At 60.9% G+C, this 17,193-nt stretch carries 16 protein-coding genes and 1 pseudogene; 5 read left to right on the top strand and 12 right to left on the bottom strand.

What is annotated here, in order from left to right; all coding sequences use genetic code 11:
• Positions 1-51: 51 nt before the first annotated feature.
• The 9 genes and pseudogenes from DD559_RS05500 to DD559_RS05530 form a co-directional block, all read right to left on the bottom strand.
• Positions 52-2,235, bottom strand: coding sequence for a peptidase domain-containing ABC transporter (locus DD559_RS05500; protein ID WP_116468295.1), 2,184 nt, complete (start codon positions 2,233-2,235; stop codon positions 52-54).
• A complete protein-coding gene (locus tag DD559_RS19740; protein ID WP_116468296.1) occupies positions 2,236-2,430 on the bottom strand; it encodes a hypothetical protein in 195 nt (64 codons plus the stop codon).
• A complete protein-coding gene (locus DD559_RS05510) occupies positions 2,423-3,832 on the bottom strand; it encodes a radical SAM protein (protein WP_116468297.1) in 1,410 nt (469 codons plus the stop codon). The genes DD559_RS19740 and DD559_RS05510 overlap by 8 nt, the downstream gene beginning before the upstream one ends.
• A gap of 118 nt (positions 3,833-3,950) precedes the next feature.
• The gene (locus DD559_RS19745) at positions 3,951-4,097 is read right to left on the bottom strand and encodes a hypothetical protein (RefSeq protein WP_165830988.1); all 147 of its coding nucleotides are present in this window, start codon (positions 4,095-4,097) and stop codon (positions 3,951-3,953) included.
• A 189-nt stretch (positions 4,098-4,286) separates the two neighbouring features.
• A pseudogene (locus DD559_RS20345) lies at positions 4,287-4,452 on the bottom strand (transposase); the annotation flags it as partial.
• Between the two features lie 151 nt (positions 4,453-4,603).
• The gene (locus DD559_RS05515; RefSeq protein ID WP_116468298.1) at positions 4,604-5,851 is read right to left on the bottom strand and encodes a TolC family outer membrane protein; all 1,248 of its coding nucleotides are present in this window, start codon (positions 5,849-5,851) and stop codon (positions 4,604-4,606) included.
• Positions 5,844-8,255: an ABC transporter permease gene (locus DD559_RS05520; RefSeq protein WP_116468299.1), complete on the bottom strand. Its 2,412-nt coding sequence runs from the start codon at positions 8,253-8,255 to the stop codon at positions 5,844-5,846. Before DD559_RS05520 ends, DD559_RS05515 begins: the two co-directional genes overlap by 8 nt.
• Positions 8,256-8,265: 10 nt before the next feature.
• Positions 8,266-8,943 (bottom strand): ABC transporter ATP-binding protein, encoded by a 678-nt coding sequence (locus DD559_RS05525; protein WP_116468300.1) that lies wholly within the window; start codon positions 8,941-8,943, stop codon positions 8,266-8,268.
• Positions 8,944-8,955: 12 nt separating this feature from the next.
• Positions 8,956-10,242, bottom strand: a complete 1,287-nt coding sequence (locus tag DD559_RS05530) for an efflux RND transporter periplasmic adaptor subunit (RefSeq protein ID WP_240610135.1) — start codon at positions 10,240-10,242, stop codon at positions 8,956-8,958.
• A gap of 126 nt (positions 10,243-10,368) precedes the next feature.
• Between DD559_RS05530 and DD559_RS05535 the strand changes: the two genes are divergently transcribed.
• The 4 genes from DD559_RS05535 to DD559_RS05550 all read left to right on the top strand — a co-directional run bounded on the left by DD559_RS05535 (position 10,369) and on the right by DD559_RS05550 (position 13,897).
• Positions 10,369-11,577 (top strand): sigma-54-dependent transcriptional regulator, encoded by a 1,209-nt coding sequence (locus DD559_RS05535; protein WP_116468301.1) that lies wholly within the window; start codon positions 10,369-10,371, stop codon positions 11,575-11,577.
• Positions 11,567-12,715 (top strand): sensor histidine kinase, encoded by a 1,149-nt coding sequence (locus tag DD559_RS05540; RefSeq protein WP_116468302.1) that lies wholly within the window; start codon positions 11,567-11,569, stop codon positions 12,713-12,715. The genes DD559_RS05535 and DD559_RS05540 overlap by 11 nt, the downstream gene beginning before the upstream one ends.
• A 126-nt stretch (positions 12,716-12,841) precedes the next feature.
• Positions 12,842-13,339 (top strand): response regulator transcription factor, encoded by a 498-nt coding sequence (locus tag DD559_RS05545; RefSeq protein WP_116468303.1) that lies wholly within the window; start codon positions 12,842-12,844, stop codon positions 13,337-13,339.
• Positions 13,340-13,438: 99 nt separating this feature from the next.
• Positions 13,439-13,897 carry a MarR family transcriptional regulator gene (locus DD559_RS05550; RefSeq protein WP_116468304.1) on the top strand — a complete coding sequence of 153 codons (459 nt, stop codon included), beginning with the start codon at positions 13,439-13,441 and terminating at the stop codon, positions 13,895-13,897.
• Positions 13,898-14,089: 192 nt separating this feature from the next.
• Here DD559_RS05550 and DD559_RS20350 read toward each other — a convergent pair whose 3' ends face one another.
• Positions 14,090-14,407: a transposase gene (locus tag DD559_RS20350; RefSeq protein WP_368389693.1), complete on the bottom strand. Its 318-nt coding sequence runs from the start codon at positions 14,405-14,407 to the stop codon at positions 14,090-14,092.
• 379 nt (positions 14,408-14,786) lie between these two features.
• On the opposite strand from DD559_RS20350, the gene DD559_RS05565 reads away from it, so the two are divergent.
• Positions 14,787-15,752, top strand: a complete 966-nt coding sequence (locus DD559_RS05565; RefSeq protein WP_116468307.1) for an IS481 family transposase — start codon at positions 14,787-14,789, stop codon at positions 15,750-15,752.
• 264 nt (positions 15,753-16,016) lie between these two features.
• On the opposite strand, the gene DD559_RS05570 is transcribed toward DD559_RS05565, so the two are convergent.
• Both DD559_RS05570 and DD559_RS05575 read right to left on the bottom strand, forming a co-directional pair.
• Complete coding sequence (locus DD559_RS05570) at positions 16,017-16,574, bottom strand: hypothetical protein (protein ID WP_116468308.1); 558 nt, start codon at positions 16,572-16,574, stop codon at positions 16,017-16,019.
• Positions 16,571-17,179 carry a DUF2059 domain-containing protein gene (locus tag DD559_RS05575; protein WP_116468309.1) on the bottom strand — a complete coding sequence of 203 codons (609 nt, stop codon included), beginning with the start codon at positions 17,177-17,179 and terminating at the stop codon, positions 16,571-16,573. Before DD559_RS05575 ends, DD559_RS05570 begins: the two co-directional genes overlap by 4 nt.
• Between the last annotated feature and the right edge of the window lie 14 nt (positions 17,180-17,193).

The following is a 17,193-nucleotide window of genomic DNA, read 5'->3' on the forward strand; positions in this document are numbered from 1 at the left end:
TTCGCCTCCTGCAAAACTCTATCACGGGGCCTTTGCTGGAAATTCGCTTTCCTAAAGTAAGGACGAAAATGGTGCAGCCACCGAGTGGCATTCTGCCCGCATCATGGAATCCATCGACGGCGATGATGCACATGGTTGCTCGACCAGATTGCCATCCTTCAAAGAAAAAATCTTTGAACATGCCGATAGAACCTGCGGACGGTGTGCTACTACGATGATAATCTTCTTCAACTGTTGCAGGTTGGACAGAATCTGTGCTTCAAGTGCCTCGTCCATATTCGCCGAGAACTCATCGAGCAGCAGGACGTCAGGATCCCGATACAGCGCGCGCGCCAGGAGCAGCCGCTGGATCTGCCCGGCCGAGAAGCCTGCGCCACGACGGCCGACAAGGGCACCATAGCCAAGCGGCTGCCCTTCGATGACGTCGTCAATACAAGCTAGGCGCGCACATTCCGCCGCGCGATTAAGGTCTGGCTCGACATCGAAGAAGGTTATGTTGTCGAGGATCGTGCCCGTGACCAACACGTCGTTCTGAAGCACGACACCGGCGTTGGAGCGGATTCGCGCAACCGCGGCGCCGGTTTCCCGGCAGGACCCGGCGGCGATGGTGCCGCTGGCGGGCTCCAAAAGTCCGACCATGAGCTTGATGAGCGTGCTTTTGCCGGTGCCCGATGGCGCGGTGATCCCCACCAGTTCGCCGCTTCTTGCTGTAAGGCTGCAGCCTTTAAGTATCCAGGGAGAGAACACACTGTAGCGAAACCACAGCTCGTCCAGGCCAACTTCATCCAGAACAGGGCCGACATTGCCTCCGCAAGACGATGTCGTTGCGGTGCGCGTTTCATCGGGAGCGTGAATAATATCGTCGATCCGCGCGAAATGCGTCCTCAACGAAGCCGCTGCAAGTGCTCCCCGCGCAACCTCCCGCGCTCGGACCAAAATGAAACCACCCCAGGATGCGATGGCCGCTACGGTTCCAACCGAAATATATCCAGCCAAATTATGGCAAATTGATAGATAAACCGTTGATATCCATGTAAGATTTCCTAACCATTCCTGCTTGGCGCGAAAACCTTCCAGATATGACCAATATAGACTTTGGGCACGAGCAGTTTCGCCGTGAACATTGTGCCAGCTTGAAATTCTCTCACTAGCTGCGCCATATACCTTTACTGCGGACATACTGTCCATTGTTTCAAATACATAGCCATTTTCTGTAAGCTCAGCCTGAATGCTCGCGCCGAGCCGTGCGTTGGTCTCGCGCATGGCGGCAAGCTGGAACGCAAAGAAGGCGAGAATGCCGATTGCAAACGTCGCTCCGATCAGGAGATCGGTCGCGAGCAGTAGGGCGACGCCTAGTACTACGAATAAAATGTCAACACCGTTGGTCAGTATCTGTTCGGTCATGACCGACGAGATGGATTGGACCGCCTGGTACTGGCTTGCGAGGCGATTGGCAGGGCGTTCTTCGAAAAAGCTCGCCTTGGCGTATATCAGCTTCCTGAATAGTGCCTGCGCCATCGTCTGCGTCAGGCGCGCCCGAACCTTTGCCATGTGGCCGACCCGGGACAGTTGCAGAAGCAAGTGCGCACAGGCGACAATGGCGAAAAGCAAGGCAGTTTGATGGATCAGTGGCAAGCTGCGATCTGGAATCAACCGCTCGAATCCGACCTTCAGAAACAGCGGCAGCACCAGCGCGGCGAGACTCACGGTGATCGAAACGAGCAAGGTTGGGACGGCGGCGATCAACTGCGCTCGCAGGTCCGGCAATAGGAGTTGAATGGCACTTTCCCGCCGATCCGTCGCAGTCCGCGGCGCGCAGGCGGTGATTTCCAACTCCAGTGTCACGCCCGTAAAATGCCGAGACGCCTCCCGAGCAGTGATCCGGCGACGCCCGACCGCCGGATCCACGATCTCGAGATACTTCGTCGTGGCCCGCTCAAGCACGACATAATGGCCAAAGTCCCAGTGAAGTATCGCGGGATATTTGATCCGACGCAGACCATCCAACGACGTCTTAATCGGGCGGCCGGAAATGCCGTAATCCCCAAAAATTTGAATGAGTTGCCGAAGCGATATCGCGCGCAGCCCCACGCTCCAACGCTCGCGCAACTCGGCCAAGGTATGTTCGGCGCCCGCGTGCCGCAATATCATTGCAACGCAAGCCAATCCACATTCCGCGTGAGCACCTTGAAGGACAGGGTCGATCTTCGATGCGCGTCGGGGCCAGCGGCTCATCTAGAACACCCCCCATCCAGCGATGTGATCGATAAGGAGGATGGCCACGCTGGCGAGCACACAACCCACGATAAGGTACACATGGTACAGCCAGGTCCACCGTTCCTGTTCGGGCACGGTGCCCCAGTGCCTGCGATACCGGAAGCGCAACGCTTCGGCCAAGAACGGCGTGTCATGATCGACCGGCTCAGGCATGAAGGAGGGAAGAATGGGTAAGGATGGCGGCGGAAGGCACGCTCGATGCGCGATCGGTGTCGCTCGAGAGAGGTGTACCCGCGTTCAATGCATCCGCGTGCCGCGTCAGCGTTTCCGATGCGAGCCGCATTCGGGCGCGAACGTCTGATGGATCGAGATATTGTTCCACATATTCTCGGCTGGCTTCGTAAAGCCGTTTGTAGCCAGCGCAGAAGACGCTACGCTTGGAGAACTTATCCTCTTCATGATAGCGCGTGACTGCCGGGCCACCTCCGCAGAGTCCAAACCACTCACATGTTCGGCATTCCGACCCATTCTCGCCCAATGCCTCATTGATTTCATTCCAGATCGGCAATGAATAGAAGGTCTCGAGGGAACAGTTTGTTACGTTTGTACCTAGCTGGCGGTACCGCATCGAAACTGGCGGCAGGGAATCGTCAGGGCAGACATCACCATTACTGCGAATGCTGATGGCCTGGGTGAGATCCAGAATATTGGTGACCCGCGCGAAGGCTCCCTCATCGTGGAGTAGAGGATGAAGGGCCTCTATATTGTGTCGGATCTGAACGACCGCATCATCTTCATACGCCCACCGATTGAACATCGCAGCCATAAAATGATTGACATGTGCAATCGTGGATTCGCTGGAATCTGCCCAGTTCAGATTGGGCGCACGCTGATACAGGCTTTTCGCACCTAACTCTCTGAAGAAGAAGTCATAGACGTCATCACATGACATCGCCGGGTCGATGACCGACAGAATCCCGAATTTCTTTATAGTGCCGCGTGATTCGTTTTCCTGTAGCAGCCGCAAAGCTTTGACGACTCGGTCAAAGCTGCCGCGGCCCTTCTTATCGGGCCGTGCTGCATCATGGATTTCCCGCGAGCCATCGATGCTAAGGCCGATGGCGATGTCGTGATGGGCGAACAACTCGATCCATTCCTGATCGAGCAGAACCCCATTCGTCTGCACCGCTAGCCGCAATGTCGCGTGTGGCGTTACGCCTGCCTTTAATATCTCGCAGACGCGATCGAACCGCTTCTTCCCTAGCATCAGTGGCTCTCCACCATGCAGCGCCAATGCGACGTTCGGAATTCCTAGCGCCTTTGCCCCCAGGCCTAGAAAGCGTGCCGACTGCTCAACAACAGTATCCGACATATAGCGGGGCGCAGTCGAGTGGCTCTGATCAGCCTGCTCGAAGAAGTAACAATAGCCACACGCCAGGTTACATACCTCTGCAACTTTGAAAGCTACATATAGCTGACGGGGCGCACTCGGTGAAACGTTCTGCCACCTGCCTGCTACTAAGTGTTGGGCGTCCATCGCATGAGCCTCCATCGGTGAATGCGTCGGCTCGATTGAAAGCCCGTCCGGGACTTTGCAGTGGAGCAGCTGGGTCAACTAAAATCTATTGAGCCCATTTGAGACGCGATGAATGATTCGCATCGTTCGCTGGTTGCGGAATTGCCGTTGAGTATCGGCAACCGAACGTGGCGATACGATGCGAATCGCTCTTGCTTTAGGGGTTGGAGTACCAAGCCGAGAAGCTTGCCGCGCCGCCCTCGACCATGTCGAGGTGTGCGCGCATCAGCTCAGACATCTCACTCGGATTTGCCGAGTTTTCTTCGGTGACCGAATTTTCGGGAAGATCGTGCGTGGGATTCATTGCTACCTCCTTCACTAATGAAACCGATTCATCGAGAACGAGAGACAATTCACATCGACTCGGTTCTTTCGATACCGGCAATTCATAATCCCACGATTCCAATAACTATCAAGTAGTCTGACCAATGTCTTCTAAAATAACCTTATTAACTTCAAGATTTGGAGCATTACCACTCCAAAATATCGTTCACTAAAATTGGCTCAGGGCGCATTGATTGCGCCGGGAGAGGACGATTGCGGCGATACAGATCGCGGACATGAATGTGGGCGCAACGGTCGTATCGGGTATGGATGCGGCGCCGGTCGTTGAGTTTCCCCAACATGTTTTCGATCCTGTGGCGCTGGCGGTAGGGCCTGTGTCAGAGCATGGTGACCCGGATTGCGAGGCATGGAAAGGAGGCGCGGGAACGCATCTCAATCGTCAAAGCACGGGAGATGCCCAAGCACCCGGGTGGAGGCGATGCGTCAATGCGGTCGAACCACCGCTGCTTGGTACAACAAGCTTGCCTATTGATACGCAGCCTCGTCCAATTGCCCCGTCGCGCGCAGAAGCGCCGCTTGCGCCACCAGCACGTTGGCACGTGACGAGGCGACTGCCAATTGCGCCGCACGGAAGCTTTGATCTGCGACGAGAAGGTCGATCGTTGAGCGAAGACCGAAGCCATATTCGGCACGGACGCCCTTCAGTGCGATGTCCGCTGCGTCGAGCCCTTCCATACTTGCCCGCAAGCGCAGTTGCGCGGCAGTAACCGCTGCCCATCCGGCATCGACTGCTCGCAAGGCCTCGCGTTCGGCCGCGTCGGCTTGGAAATGCTCCGCGCGCGCGCCCGCCTCGGCTTGGCGAACGCGGGAGGAAACCAAGCCGCCGGTCAACAATGGCAGCCTAAAGGCTATGCCGATCGCCGCCGCCGACCGGTATCCGTGCACTTCACGGTCCACGAGCCGGGCGCCGCCGCCATAGCTGCCCGCCAGATCGATCGATGGTGCCCGCTCTGCGCGTGCCTGATCAACTCGTGCCGCCGCGGCTTCAAGCACGCGTCGTTGCTGGAGCAGCAAGGGGTTGGCCGCCTTTGCCGCTTCGCGCGCTGCCGCACGCGTGGCCGGCAACGCGACGGGCGGGGGAACGTCTGCGGACAGGGTGCCGGCATCTTGCCCCACGGCGGCGCGATAGGCGGCGGCGGCTGTGGCCAGAGCGCCTTCCGCGTCCGCAAGGTTCGCAACCACGGTTGCGCGTTGCGCCTTCAGTTGCGCAATGTCGGTGAGGGTCGCCTTGCCCAGATCGAAACGAGATTTCGCTTCCGCTACCTGACGATCGAGTCGCTCGATGCCGACCCTTGCCACCTCGACTGCCTGTTGATTATAGAGAAGCGCCGCGTAGGCGGCTACGACGTCCTCGAGAACCGCGGCCTCGGTATCCCGCAGCCCTTCGGCGCCAGCCGCGACGTCACCGGTTGCCGCGCGGACCGCCGACGCTACCCGCCCGCCAGTCCAGATCGGTAATACGGCACCGATTCTGGCAGACGCGGAACTTCCATAGGTGAACCGGTCGTATCCCGTATCGCCCGTTGAGTTGATAACGGGCCGCCCGGCCGCTCGGGCTTGTTCCGGTGCTTCGGCTAGGGCTTCTTGCCGTGCCCGGGCAGCGGCAAGTTGCGGATTGCTTTCGTAGGCCGCCGCGATCGCCTCGCGCAGCGTCTGCGCCGGTGCCGGACCGGCGAGCACCAGGGAAGACGCCATTATGAGCCACTTAATCATGCCGCAGCGCCCATGACGGCGCCGCTCTGCTGGCACGTAGCGCCTGACCGATTACCGTCAGAACAGCAATGCCGATCGCAAATAGCGTCGCGCCGATGAAATAGAGCGGTGACAATGCGATCCGGTCTTCAAATCCGGCGAGCCAGGTCCGCATCGCCAAGAAGGCCAGGGGCCACGCAATGAGATTGGCGATCAGCACCGGTCGCATAAATTGGCCGACCAACAGCTTCACTATATCTGGCGATGAGGCGCCAAGGACCTTGCGGATACCGATTTCCTTAATGCGCCGTTGGGTGTTGAACGAGGCGAGCCCCCATAGCCCGACAACACCGATTAGAACGGCAAGGCCTGCGCCGATCCCGAATAGGCGTGCGGCACGGTCATCGGCTTCATAGAACAGGTCCAGTCGCCTATCGGCGGTTTCGCCCGCGAACGGCACTTGCGGTGCGGTGCGCCGCCATATCTGCTGTGCTGCGGCAACGATGCTGCGCGGATCTCCGGAGAACCGAACGGTCGCGACAGCACCTGACGACAAATCTCGTCGAAAAAGATAATAGGTCGCATCATTGGGCAAACGTGGCGAAAAGAAGCGCATATCGTCGATCACGCCGATGATCGTACGCGGTTCGTCGCCGCCGACCGTTTTGCCGATCGCGTCCTCTGGCGAGCGGAAGCGCAAGGTGCCGACGGCCCGACGGTTGATGACGATGTTCTGTCCATCGCTCTTCGCGCGATTCGTCATGTCGTCACCGCCATGCGCATCGTCGAAGACGCGGCCTGCAAGCAGGCGTGCGCCGTACACGTCGAAGAAACCAGCGCCCGTGGTGATCTTGCGCAGGGAGGGCCCTTTGCCGGGGACGCCCGGAAGGGGAACGTTGATGCTGCTGTCACTTCCGCTGCCACCGGCTGCACTGTCCGCGATCGCCACGCCGGTCACGCCAGGGATGCGGCGAATGGAGGCGAGCAGGGCTCGTCCGCGTGCATCATCGATCTGTTCGTTTCTGAATGAACGGATGATTAGCAATCCGTCGCGTTTAAAGCCCAGATCAGACTGCCGGACATGTCGAATCTGCGCGACCAGCACGCTGGTGGCGATTATGAATGCGATGGCCAAGCTGAACTGGAACACGACCAGCGTCTCGCGTATCCGCGTGCCCGTACGCCCGCCACCCGGAGTGCGCGCTGACGCTAGCACTGCCGCTGCTGAAAAGCGGGACAACATTATTGCCGGATAGAAGCCAGCAATAGTTCCTCCAATCACTATCAACGCTAAAAGCACTGGAACGGCTATTGTGTATGGAATGCTCAACGATAAACCACCTGCTGCGTTTATAAGTGGCAGGCTGAGTTCGGAGAGTATTAGACCGACGAGTGCCGCTATCGCGACAGTCAGCATGGATTCACCCATAAACTGCCGTATCAAGGTAGATCTGTGTGCCCCCAGCACCTTGCGCATTGCCACTTCTCTGGATCGGAGCCCAGCGCGCGCTGTCGCGAGGTTTATATAGTTAACGATTGCGATAAGAAACGCCAAGAATCCAACTAGTCCGAGTGTCACCACTTGCATTTTTTTGCTAGAACTTGCCTGCCCCTCTGGCTCCAAGTGCACGCGATCCAGGGGCAACAGCGCCAAGCGGAATCTTGCTGAAGGATTTTCTCCCAGATCAGCGACACCGCGGCGATCTACAAAGGGCTTCAGTTTACCGGCAAAGGCGCGGGCTGCAGCTGGATCATCAAAGCGCAAATACGTCTCGAGAGAGCGATTCCCCCAGTGAAACCAAGATTCGTCGGACGTAATATTGGGGAGAAGTATCAATATGCTGTAATCAAAATCGCTGTTCTTGGGTAAATCGCGAAAGACGCCGGTAACACGGAAGGACGCGGGAGTGCCCCTCACGATCGTCATGGTCTGACCGATGGGATCAGTTCCGCCGAAATATTTATGCGCCGTGCTTTCACTGATCACGACGGCAGTTGGCGCCCTCAGGGCACGCTTGCCGTCCCCGCGGATCATCGGCAGATCGAAAACTTCGAAGAAGGATGGATCTACTTGGGCCAACGACTCAGACGTGGCAACCCCATCACGAAGAACACTTCCAGGGCCGCTTCGAATGCGCGTGCCTACAATATCAGGAAAATCCTCCTTAAGCTGCTCGAAAAGACTGCCCATCGTGGAGTTGTACGCACCGTCCTGCGGGCTGCCCGGCGTATTCCATACGCTTTGCACGACATAGATCTTATGATGATCCGGCAGCCATTTCTCGTAGCTCGTTTCGAACCGCACATAGAGAGCGAGCACGAAGAACACCGCGATTCCAACTGCCAGACCGCCGATATTGAGCACGGCATAGAATTTATGGCGTGTCAGCGAACGATAGAGCGAGGTTAGAGCGAAATAGTTCATCGTCTGGCCCTCAAATCATGCGCAGAGCGGATGCGACGATGCGGCCATCGAGCATGTCTATGCGGCGCTTCGCCATATCGGCATGGCTCGGGGAATGGGTAACCATCACGATGGTCGCGCCCTCTGCGTTGAGGCCGGTGAGGATGTTCATCACCTGCTCGCCGTTCGCGGTGTCGAGATTGCCGGTTGGCTCGTCGGCGAGGATCAGCTTTGGATCGCCGACGATGGCGCGGGCGATGGCGGCGCGCTGCTGCTGACCGCCCGACAGCTGGTGCGGGAAGTGGCGGGCGCGGTGGGCGATACCGACCTTGTCCATTGCCGATGTGACCCGCGCCTTCCGGTCGCCGGCGTCCTTGCGATAGGCGAGACCGAGTGCGACATTCTCCTCGATGGTCAACTCGTCAATGAGGTTGAAGCTCTGGAACACGAAGCCGAGCGTTGCGCCCCGGAATTTCGCCAGTTCCCTCTCATCCAGTGATGCCAGATCGCGGTCGCCGAAAAAGTAGCGCCCGCCGGTCGGTCGATCGACCGTGCCGAGTGTGTTGAGCAATGTCGATTTGCCGCAGCCGGAGGGGCCCATGATGGCAAGGAATTCGCCAGGCGCCACATGGAGATCGATATCGGCGAGTGCGGTCGTCTCGACCTCGTCGGAGACGTAGCGGCGCTGGATTTTCTCGAGGCGAATCACGGAGCTTCCCTTTCAGCGGATGTTGAGGATGTCGCCCTTCACGGCCGACATATTGCTGGTGACGATGCGCTCGCCCGGCCGGAGGCCGGAGAGAATTTCGACCTGTTCGGGATTGCGGCGCCCGGTCTTCACGGCGCGACGGCGGGCGTGGGAACCGTCGGGGTCGAGAACGAAGGCCGAGGTGCCGCCGCCAGCCTCGAGCCAGCCGCCGACCGGCGCAACCAGTGCGGTCGCAGTGCTGCCGAGGGTGATGCGGATGTCCAGGGTCTGACCGCGGTTCAAGCCCGCGGGTGGCGTACCGTCGAACGTCAGCTCGACGCGGAAACGCCCGTCCGTCACCGCGGGCAGTACCTTCGAAACCGTCAATGCGACGCTGTCCGCCGTCCGCGCTCTTTGGCCAACGGCGACGCGGCCTAGATAATATTCGTCGACATCCGCGATCAGCTTCCAAGAGCCTTCGCTATCGACTTGTCCCGCAGGATCGCCTGGCTTCAGGGTCTGGCCCGGCTGGAGGATGAAGTTGGTGAGACGACCTGCCATCGGCGCGCGAATGACGAGTGCGTCTAGCCCGGCGCGCACCGCAGCGAGATTGCGCTCGAGTCGCCCGCGCGTATCGTTGAGGCGACTGCCTTGGGTGGCGGTGATGCGCGCCTCGGCAGCGCCGCCTGACTGGAGTTGGGAAACGCGTTTCTCCTGATAGGCGACTTCCTCCGCATAGCTCTTGACCCCGGCATCGGACAGGAAGCCTTGGTCGTGCAGTTGCTGGCGGATGCCCAGCTCGCGGCGTGCCTTGATAAGATCGTAGTTGGCTTGGGCGATCTGACCGGCGCGGTCGAGGCGATTGCGCTCGATCCCCAAATTCTCGCCGGCGACGCCCCCGAGCTGGCTGGCGATCTGCGCCTCGCGGGTCAGCACGTCGAGCTTGAGCGTCGGGTTGGCGAGCGTCGCCAGCGGCTCGCCCTCGGCGACCATGACGCCGTCCTGGACGACGAGCTTCTCGACCTGGCCACCGGCGAGTACCCCGACCAGCGTAGTGACTCGCGGCGCAATGGTAGCGCGGACGGGAAGGTAATCGGCAAAAGGCGCACGGATTACCGCGTTGATCTCGATGTCGGTGCCGACGACGTTGGTCGAACCGGTTGCGGGGATCAGACGCCAGATCGCGATCGCAACGGCGACAACCGCCAGCGGCACCAGTACGGCGCGCCGCCGCCACCAAGGGGCACGCGACCGCGTGACCCTGCGGTCCATCGCTGCACCGGAAGCGCTAGTTGCGTGCATCGGCTGTTCGGTCATCATGACGACACTGTCACTGTCCGTCGTCGAAGAATCTAACGCATTGTTATAAAAGAATGTTCTTTTTCGAGCGCTACCAACCACCAAACTGGGTTGCACAATCTGTCCGGAACTGGGCAGTCTCAGAACATGTCAAGTGCATGGAATGTGCTGTTGGTCGAGGATGATTCGACCGTCGCGCGTGCCACCGAGATTCTTTTTCGTCTTGCCGGCCACCGTCTCACGATCGCGGCCGATCCCACGGCTGCATATTCACTACTCGCGCGCCATCGCTACGATGTGATCCTGCTCGACATGAACTTCGTCCCAGGCATGTCTAGTGGCGAGGAGGGACTGGCCTGTATCGCTCGAATCATGGCCGATGACGCGGATGCACGGGTGATCGTGATCACCGCTCATAGCGGTATCCGAATCGCCGTTGCCGCCATGCAGGCGGGCGCGCGCGACTTTCTGATGAAGCCGTGGCGAAAGGATGATCTGTTCGCCAAATGCGCGGCGGTGATCGCCCAGACGAGCGAGGGGGGGGGCAGCAGGCGGGACGCACCCCGCCCTACCGCCAGCACGATTCTCGGCGATTCCGCGGGTATCGAACAAGTTCGGGCATTGGTGCGTCGGGTCGGGCCGACGGCGGCAAGCGTGTGCGTTACCGGTCCGTCAGGTTCGGGGCGTACGCTGGTCGCGAATGCGATCCACGCAGCATCTGCAGATGCTGCCGTCAAAGCGGTGCGGATCGACCTGCGCGATTCGGAACAATGGCAGGCGCTCAACGCCGAGAGCGGTACCGTCATCCTGCGCTATCCGGATCAACTCGCGCCCGTCGCCCAGGCGCGGTTGGCGGATCGGCTGCTGCCGGGGCTGCGCTGTATCGGGATCGCCGACGATGTGGCTACCCTGTCCCCTGCGCTGCGCCGGCGCCTGGCGACCGTTGAAATCGCGATACCGCCGCTTGCGCAGCGTCGCGGGGATGCCGTGATCCTTGCCCGCCACTTCGCCTTGGCCGCAGGCGAGGCCTATGGCCGCGGCCCGGTCCGGCTCAGCCCAGCCGCCGAGGCAATGGTCATCGTTTCCGACTGGCCCGACGAGGTACGCGGGCTAGCGGCGGCGATCGAGCGGGCCGCCTTGCTATCCAATGACGGCATGATCGACGCCGCCGCGATCCGTCCTATCTCTAGCAATACCGGGCCGGCCCCGACGCCTGCCCTTAGCCTCAACGATGCCGAGCGGCTGATGATCGAGGCCGCGCTTAAGGAGCATCGCTACAACGTCTCGCGTGCCGCGTCAGCGTTGGGGATCAGCCGCGGCACGCTCTACCGCCGCATGGCGCAGCATGGCCTCTAGTCGCACCCGCACCGCGATCACGCTCGCGTTGCTGCTCGCGATGGCGGGCGCAGCAGCGGGTGCGGCGGGCGCGCGGGGCCTTTGGCTAGCGTTAACCGGCGCGCTACTGGGCGTAGCATGGCTGACCGTGCTCATCGTATTGGCGCTGCGGCAGCCACCACCAATCACGCCGCCGCCAGCCTGTAGGGCGGAGCGAGAAGCCAGCGTCCACCGGCTGCTTCTAGATGCTTCGCCCACCCCGCTGTTGCTGATAGACGGCAGCGTCGTACGTACGCTCAACCGCGCGGCGCGGAGGCTGTTTGATACTGACGACCGGGTGATGCCGCCACCGTTGCCGCTGCTTGATCGGGCTGCCTCGCACCTGCGCCATGCGGGGCGGAGCTGGCGCGCAGATCGCGTTGAGGTGGGCGCGCAGGTCGTCGTCGCGCTTGTCGATGTCGAGAGCGAGGAACGCACCGCCGAAGCCCGGGCCAGCGCAGAGATGATCCAGGTGCTGGGGCACGAACTGCTCAATGGCCTCCTGCCTATCGTCGCGCTCGCCGAGAGCGGGGTTACCGCCGTGGCGGCTCAGGCACGCGATCCTGGACTGTTGGCGGAGATACTCACCACGCTTGCGCGTCGCGCCGAGAGCCTGCAACGCTTCACCGAGGCCTATCGCTCGCTGGCGCGGCTTCCTCCGCCGATGGCGCAGGAAATTTCGGTGACAGAGCTTATCGGAGATTTGGCGCGTCTCTTTGTCGGCCGTTGGCCCGACGCGCTGCTAAGCATTGACGTGTCGGAGCATCTGTCCGCAAGGTGCGATCGAGACCAGTTGAACCAGGCGATCTGGGCGTTGTTGCAGAACGCGGTCGAGGCTGCAGGTGTTGGCTCCGCTCCACCGAGCGTACATCTTTCCGCGAGCGCCGATGGCGCGGCGCTGACAATTGACGTGGTTGACAACGGCCCAGGCGTCCCGGTCGAACAGGCAAGAGCAATCTTCCGACCGTTTACAACAACCAAGCCCGCCGGCACCGGCATCGGCCTAAGCCTCGCCCGCCAGATCGCCCAGGCGCATGGCGGGACGTTGGTGATGTTGTCTGTACCGGCCACCACATTTCGGCTGCAGATACCGTTGCAGATGAAGGCAGGCCTCGCCTGATCGCGTATGAACCACTCCCGACGGGGGGGAAACGCCTTCAATGCGCGGACCAAGCTTCGGATAAAATTATCCCTTCCTCCCATTTACGATCTGGAAGCGAACCTTTCCATCTTGCAATGTGGTTTCATGCCGATTCCGCCCGTCCAGCCCAGATCAGGCCCGATTTCAAAAGCGCGGCAAGTGCATCCACCAGCTACGGGACTCGCCGCCTCCGTCGAGAAACTGAGTGAAAGGCAGCGTCATTACCTGCAGCTTGTACGCCAGAACCGGAGCTCAAAGGAAATTGCGGCACTGACCGGCTCTAGCTATCGCGCCGTCGATAAGCAGCTGTTGAAGGCCAATAATATTCTTGGCGTGGCCAATCGGTTTGAAGCTGCTCGTCTATTGGCGGAGCATGAGGAGGGGGTAGAGGGTTTGCACCCTGCAAACGCTCTACCTTCCACCCATGGCGATTCTGCGCTCTCTCGCCCGTGGCCGACAGTGGGGGCGGCAGCAAACACGCTTTCCTTGAGGCAGGTGGTGTCGTGGACCGCGATTATCGCGATCGTAACTCCTATCGGGCTGGCTGCTGCAGGGTTGGCCTATTTCACACTGCTGCTGCTGCTTCGGCTGGGATCATATTGAGGGGTGCTCTGCGCCGGAGAAGCCGTCATGCAAGCATTTGCCAAATCTTCTCCGGGGAGGACGTCCTGAATCCCACATCTGGAAGGGATCGAGACGATTATGGGTACAGCTCCGGAGAAAGACGAACTGGTCGACATCGTCGTACGAATGCCGCGCAAACAGGTCGAGAACACGCTGCTCGCCGCCGCTTCTTCCGCCACCAACGTTGACGAGCGTCGCCTGCGCGACGCAAAGGCACTGCTGACCGGGCGGCGGCGACGAGCGGCCTGTTTCGACGGCGTTCGCTTCTACGATCCGAGCTGGGACATGATCCTCGAGCTCTACGTCGCAATGCGTGAACGCCGACAACTTATGGTGTCGCAGCTCTGTAGCTTGAGCGGCGGTTCGACCACGACGGCGCTGCGTCATATCGAGCATTTGGAAGCGCTGGGGTATATTCGCCGTAACTGGGATACCACCGACAGACGCAGGGCCAATGTGACCATGCGCACGCGCTTGATCGAGGCCGCGGAGCACTGGCTGGATGTTCAGGCCGCCGCATCGCGTCTCGGAGGGTGAGCGCCTTTTCTTTCTAAGCCGGCCTCGGCGCGACAGACTTCGACGTGCAATATCATCCCCCGCAGCCAGGGCCGCCGCAACAGCCTAGGGCGGTCCTGGTGCATTATCATCCGCAATCAGAACCTTGCGCGGATGTGCTGCTGCACGGGGGCGATGATTTCGGTCAGGATCTGATCATCGCCCGCGAATGCATCAGCCGGGGCTCGCCGGGCCGAAGGGCTGGTATTGTCCTAGGCTCAGGGCGCATTGATTGCGCCAGGAGAGAAGGGTTGCGGCGATACAGATCGCGGACATGGATGTGTGGGCGCAACGGTCGTAGCGGGCATGGATGCGGCGCCAGTCCTTGAGTTTCCCGGACATGTCTTCGATCCTGTGGCGCTGGCGGTAGAGCCCTGTGTCGTGTGAGATCGGGACTTTGCGGTTGGCCTTTGGCGGGATGCAGGGGGTGCTGCCGCGCTCGGTCAGGGCGGCGCGGAAGCAGTCGGCATCGTCGCCGCGATCGGCCAGCAGGGCTTTGGCAATGCGTCGCTCATCAGGGCCGTGCCCTTGTAGTCGCCCATCTGCCCTTCGCTAAGCAGCATGACCACAGGCCGGCCCTTGCCGTCGCAGCCGGCATGCAGCTTGGAATTCAGGCTCCCGTTGGTGCGCCCGATACGCCGGGGAACATCCCTTTTTAAGCGGGCTGGCTGCGCTACGGTGCGCTTTGAGGTGGGCGGCATCGATCATCAGCTGATCCGGTTTTCCACCTTTGGCCGCCAGCGCCGCGAAAATCTTGTTGAACACACCCATGCGGCTCCAGCGAATGAACCGGTTGTAGATCGTCTTGGACGGACTGTTTGATCCCGCAGTGTGGTGGTACGATGGGCCAGCATGCAGCGCGGGAGGAGCTATGGGCCAGGTTCTACACGGCAGCGCCCGAACGACGGAGGCAGTGCGTCGAGCGATACAGCGGAGTGAAGAGAGCGTAAGGGCGCTCGCCGGTCGCTATGGGATCAGCCCGACGACGGTGCAGAAGTGGCGCAAGCGGGGGAGTGTCAGCGATGCCCCAATGGGGCCGAAGGCCATTCATTCCACCGTGCTAACCGCTGAGGAAGAGGCGATGGTCGTGGCGTTCCGGCGCCATACGCTGCTGCCGCTCGACGATTGCCTCTATGCTTTGCAACCGACGATCCCGCACCTCACGCGGTCGTCGCTACACCGCTGCCTCCAGCGCCACGGCATCAGCCGATTGCCAGCGCTTGAAGGACAGGCTGCTGAGAAGAAGCGCTTCAAGGTCTACCCGATCGGCTATTTCCACATCGACATTGCCGAGGTGCGCACCGAAGAGGGGAAGCTGCATCTCTATGTCGGCATCGACCGCACGTCCAAGTTCGCTTTTGCTCAACTGCATGAGAAAGCCGATCGACCGACCGCTGTCGCCTTTCTGGAGGCCCTGCTCGAAGCTGTGCCGTACGATCTGCATACGATCCTGACCGATAACGGCATCCAGTTCGCCGACCTCCCACGCAACCGGAACGGCCCAACCGCCCGCTACCGCGTCCACCGCTTCGACCAGATCTGTCGTGAACACGGCATTGAGCACCGTCTGACCAAGCCCAACCATCCGTGGACCAACGGCCAGGTCGAGCGGATGAACCGCACCATCAAGGACGCCACCGTCAAACGCTACCATTACGGTAGTCATGACGAACTGCGCCAGCACCTCCGCCTTTTCATCGACGCCTACAATCATGCCCGCCGGCTGAAAACGCTCCGTGGCCTGACGCCTTATGAATACGTCGCTCGCGTCTGGACAGAAGATCCAACCCGATTCAAAATCGACCCGTATCGCCACACCTCGGGACTAAACACCTAGTATCGGGACAGCGTCTGGCAGGACTCTGTGCAGCGCGCCTCGGCAGGCTTGCGCGGATGAGACTGGCTACCGACGAATGAAAAGGCCGCTACCGGCCCGCCTACGGTTTGGAAGCGACGCTGCGCGCCAGGAGTCGGTATGGCGGCCCCATCTGCGCCAAATGCCCTGACGACGGACAGCAGGCGGCATCCGGGCGCTCCCAACATGCGGACGTGTCGCAACATCAGCCTTGCCCGGCACGCAGGGGAACAAGCTTCTGAAAGCTCACAACTGGGGCGATGGCTGGCGCCTGCAGAAATAGTTCCGCGCGTCGTCCACGATGCATTGTGTGGCCGCATCGCTGCTTATCCGCGCTTCGGCCGGCGACGCTTCGCGCAGCGTCGAGACCGCATTGCCGAGAGCGACAACGATTCCAGCTCCGTTTGTCTTCGCCGGGAAGGTACGCATTTCAGCGTCGTGCCCGGCGAGCGGCCTGGTGACGGTATAGTTGCCGGCCACGCCGGTGCCTTCCACAATCAGCATGCCGGCAGTATCGCTTCGCCAGGTCCCGACCCATTTGTCGGTGCGTTCGCCTCCTGCGATCGGCGCCAGTGTCGGCGGAATCGGCGGCGCATGACGGCGGGGTGTGGCATCGACGGGGCCGGACATGGCTTTCGCATGCCCGGCAGGCATCGCGCCGTTGCTCGCGACGAACGCGACGACACCCGTCGCGTCGTCGCTGGGAGTGCAGCCGCATCCGGGCAGCGACAGCAAGCCGAAACCCGCGGCGATCCAGAACGCCGGCAAGCCTGCGGGCAGGCGCCGCGAAGGATCGAGGATCATTCCTTTCCTCCTGCGCGGTTCAGCCGGTCCAGCTTGATCGCATCGACCTTCTTCTGCAGCTGTTCCGTTGCCTCGAACGTGTCTGGCGCGATCTCCTTGGTGACCTTCGTGACGGCGTCCGCGATGCCGATCTTCAAGGCCGGCGACGCCTTGGCCCATGCCTTTCCGGCAGGTGTGCGGTAGAAGGCCTCGATTGCGGCCGCGTCGTTCGGGTCGATTCCCCCGAACGCCTTGATGACCCCGGGTTCGATGCGCGCCCAGTTGAGCTTCTCGGCGTACTTCGCCTGTTCCTTGCGATAGGCTGCGACCAGTTCCGCCTTGCGCTCGGCGAAATGCGGTTTCGGTTCCGGCAAGCTGCTGACGGCATAGTCGACATATTTCGCGAAGCTCGCCCGCTGTTCGGCGAGGATCTGCTCCACTTCGGCCTTCGCGCCGCTCACCTCGATCAGCTTGCGCGCCGTGGCGGCGTCTATGCCGGCGGCTGCCTTGGCCTGGCCGTCCTTCGACGGTTCGGAGGGCCCCTGCGCGCAACTGCCCAGAAGGGCGAGGGCGCTGCAAAACAGGCCGGCGGCACACGCGCGCCGGAGGGTTCGGATCTGCGACATGGATGCTCCTGATG

Origin of the sequence: Sphingomonas pokkalii (genome assembly GCF_003096275.1) — a bacterium.
Lineage (GTDB): Bacteria > Pseudomonadota > Alphaproteobacteria > Sphingomonadales > Sphingomonadaceae > Sphingomonas > Sphingomonas pokkalii.

Excerpts from the sequence above, each read along its gene's own strand:
- DD559_RS05500 (WP_116468295.1), bottom strand. The coding sequence starts at position 2,235 with ATGAGCCGCTGGCCCCGACGCGCATCGAAGATCGACCCTGTCCTTCAA.
- DD559_RS19740 (WP_116468296.1), bottom strand. The coding sequence starts at position 2,430 with ATGCCTGAGCCGGTCGATCATGACACGCCGTTCTTGGCCGAAGCGTTG.
- DD559_RS19745 (WP_165830988.1), bottom strand. The coding sequence starts at position 4,097 with ATGAATCCCACGCACGATCTTCCCGAAAATTCGGTCACCGAAGAAAAC.
- DD559_RS05515 (WP_116468298.1), bottom strand. The coding sequence starts at position 5,851 with ATGATTAAGTGGCTCATAATGGCGTCTTCCCTGGTGCTCGCCGGTCCG.
- DD559_RS05520 (WP_116468299.1), bottom strand. The coding sequence starts at position 8,255 with ATGAACTATTTCGCTCTAACCTCGCTCTATCGTTCGCTGACACGCCAT.
- DD559_RS05530 (WP_240610135.1), bottom strand. The coding sequence starts at position 10,242 with ATGATGACCGAACAGCCGATGCACGCAACTAGCGCTTCCGGTGCAGCG.
- DD559_RS05535 (WP_116468301.1), top strand. The coding sequence starts at position 10,369 with ATGTCAAGTGCATGGAATGTGCTGTTGGTCGAGGATGATTCGACCGTC.
- DD559_RS05540 (WP_116468302.1), top strand. The coding sequence starts at position 11,567 with ATGGCCTCTAGTCGCACCCGCACCGCGATCACGCTCGCGTTGCTGCTC.
- DD559_RS05545 (WP_116468303.1), top strand. The coding sequence starts at position 12,842 with ATGCCGATTCCGCCCGTCCAGCCCAGATCAGGCCCGATTTCAAAAGCG.
- DD559_RS05550 (WP_116468304.1), top strand. The coding sequence starts at position 13,439 with ATGGGTACAGCTCCGGAGAAAGACGAACTGGTCGACATCGTCGTACGA.
- DD559_RS05565 (WP_116468307.1), top strand. The coding sequence starts at position 14,787 with ATGGGCCAGGTTCTACACGGCAGCGCCCGAACGACGGAGGCAGTGCGT.
- DD559_RS05570 (WP_116468308.1), bottom strand. The coding sequence starts at position 16,574 with ATGATCCTCGATCCTTCGCGGCGCCTGCCCGCAGGCTTGCCGGCGTTC.
- DD559_RS05575 (WP_116468309.1), bottom strand. The coding sequence starts at position 17,179 with ATGTCGCAGATCCGAACCCTCCGGCGCGCGTGTGCCGCCGGCCTGTTT.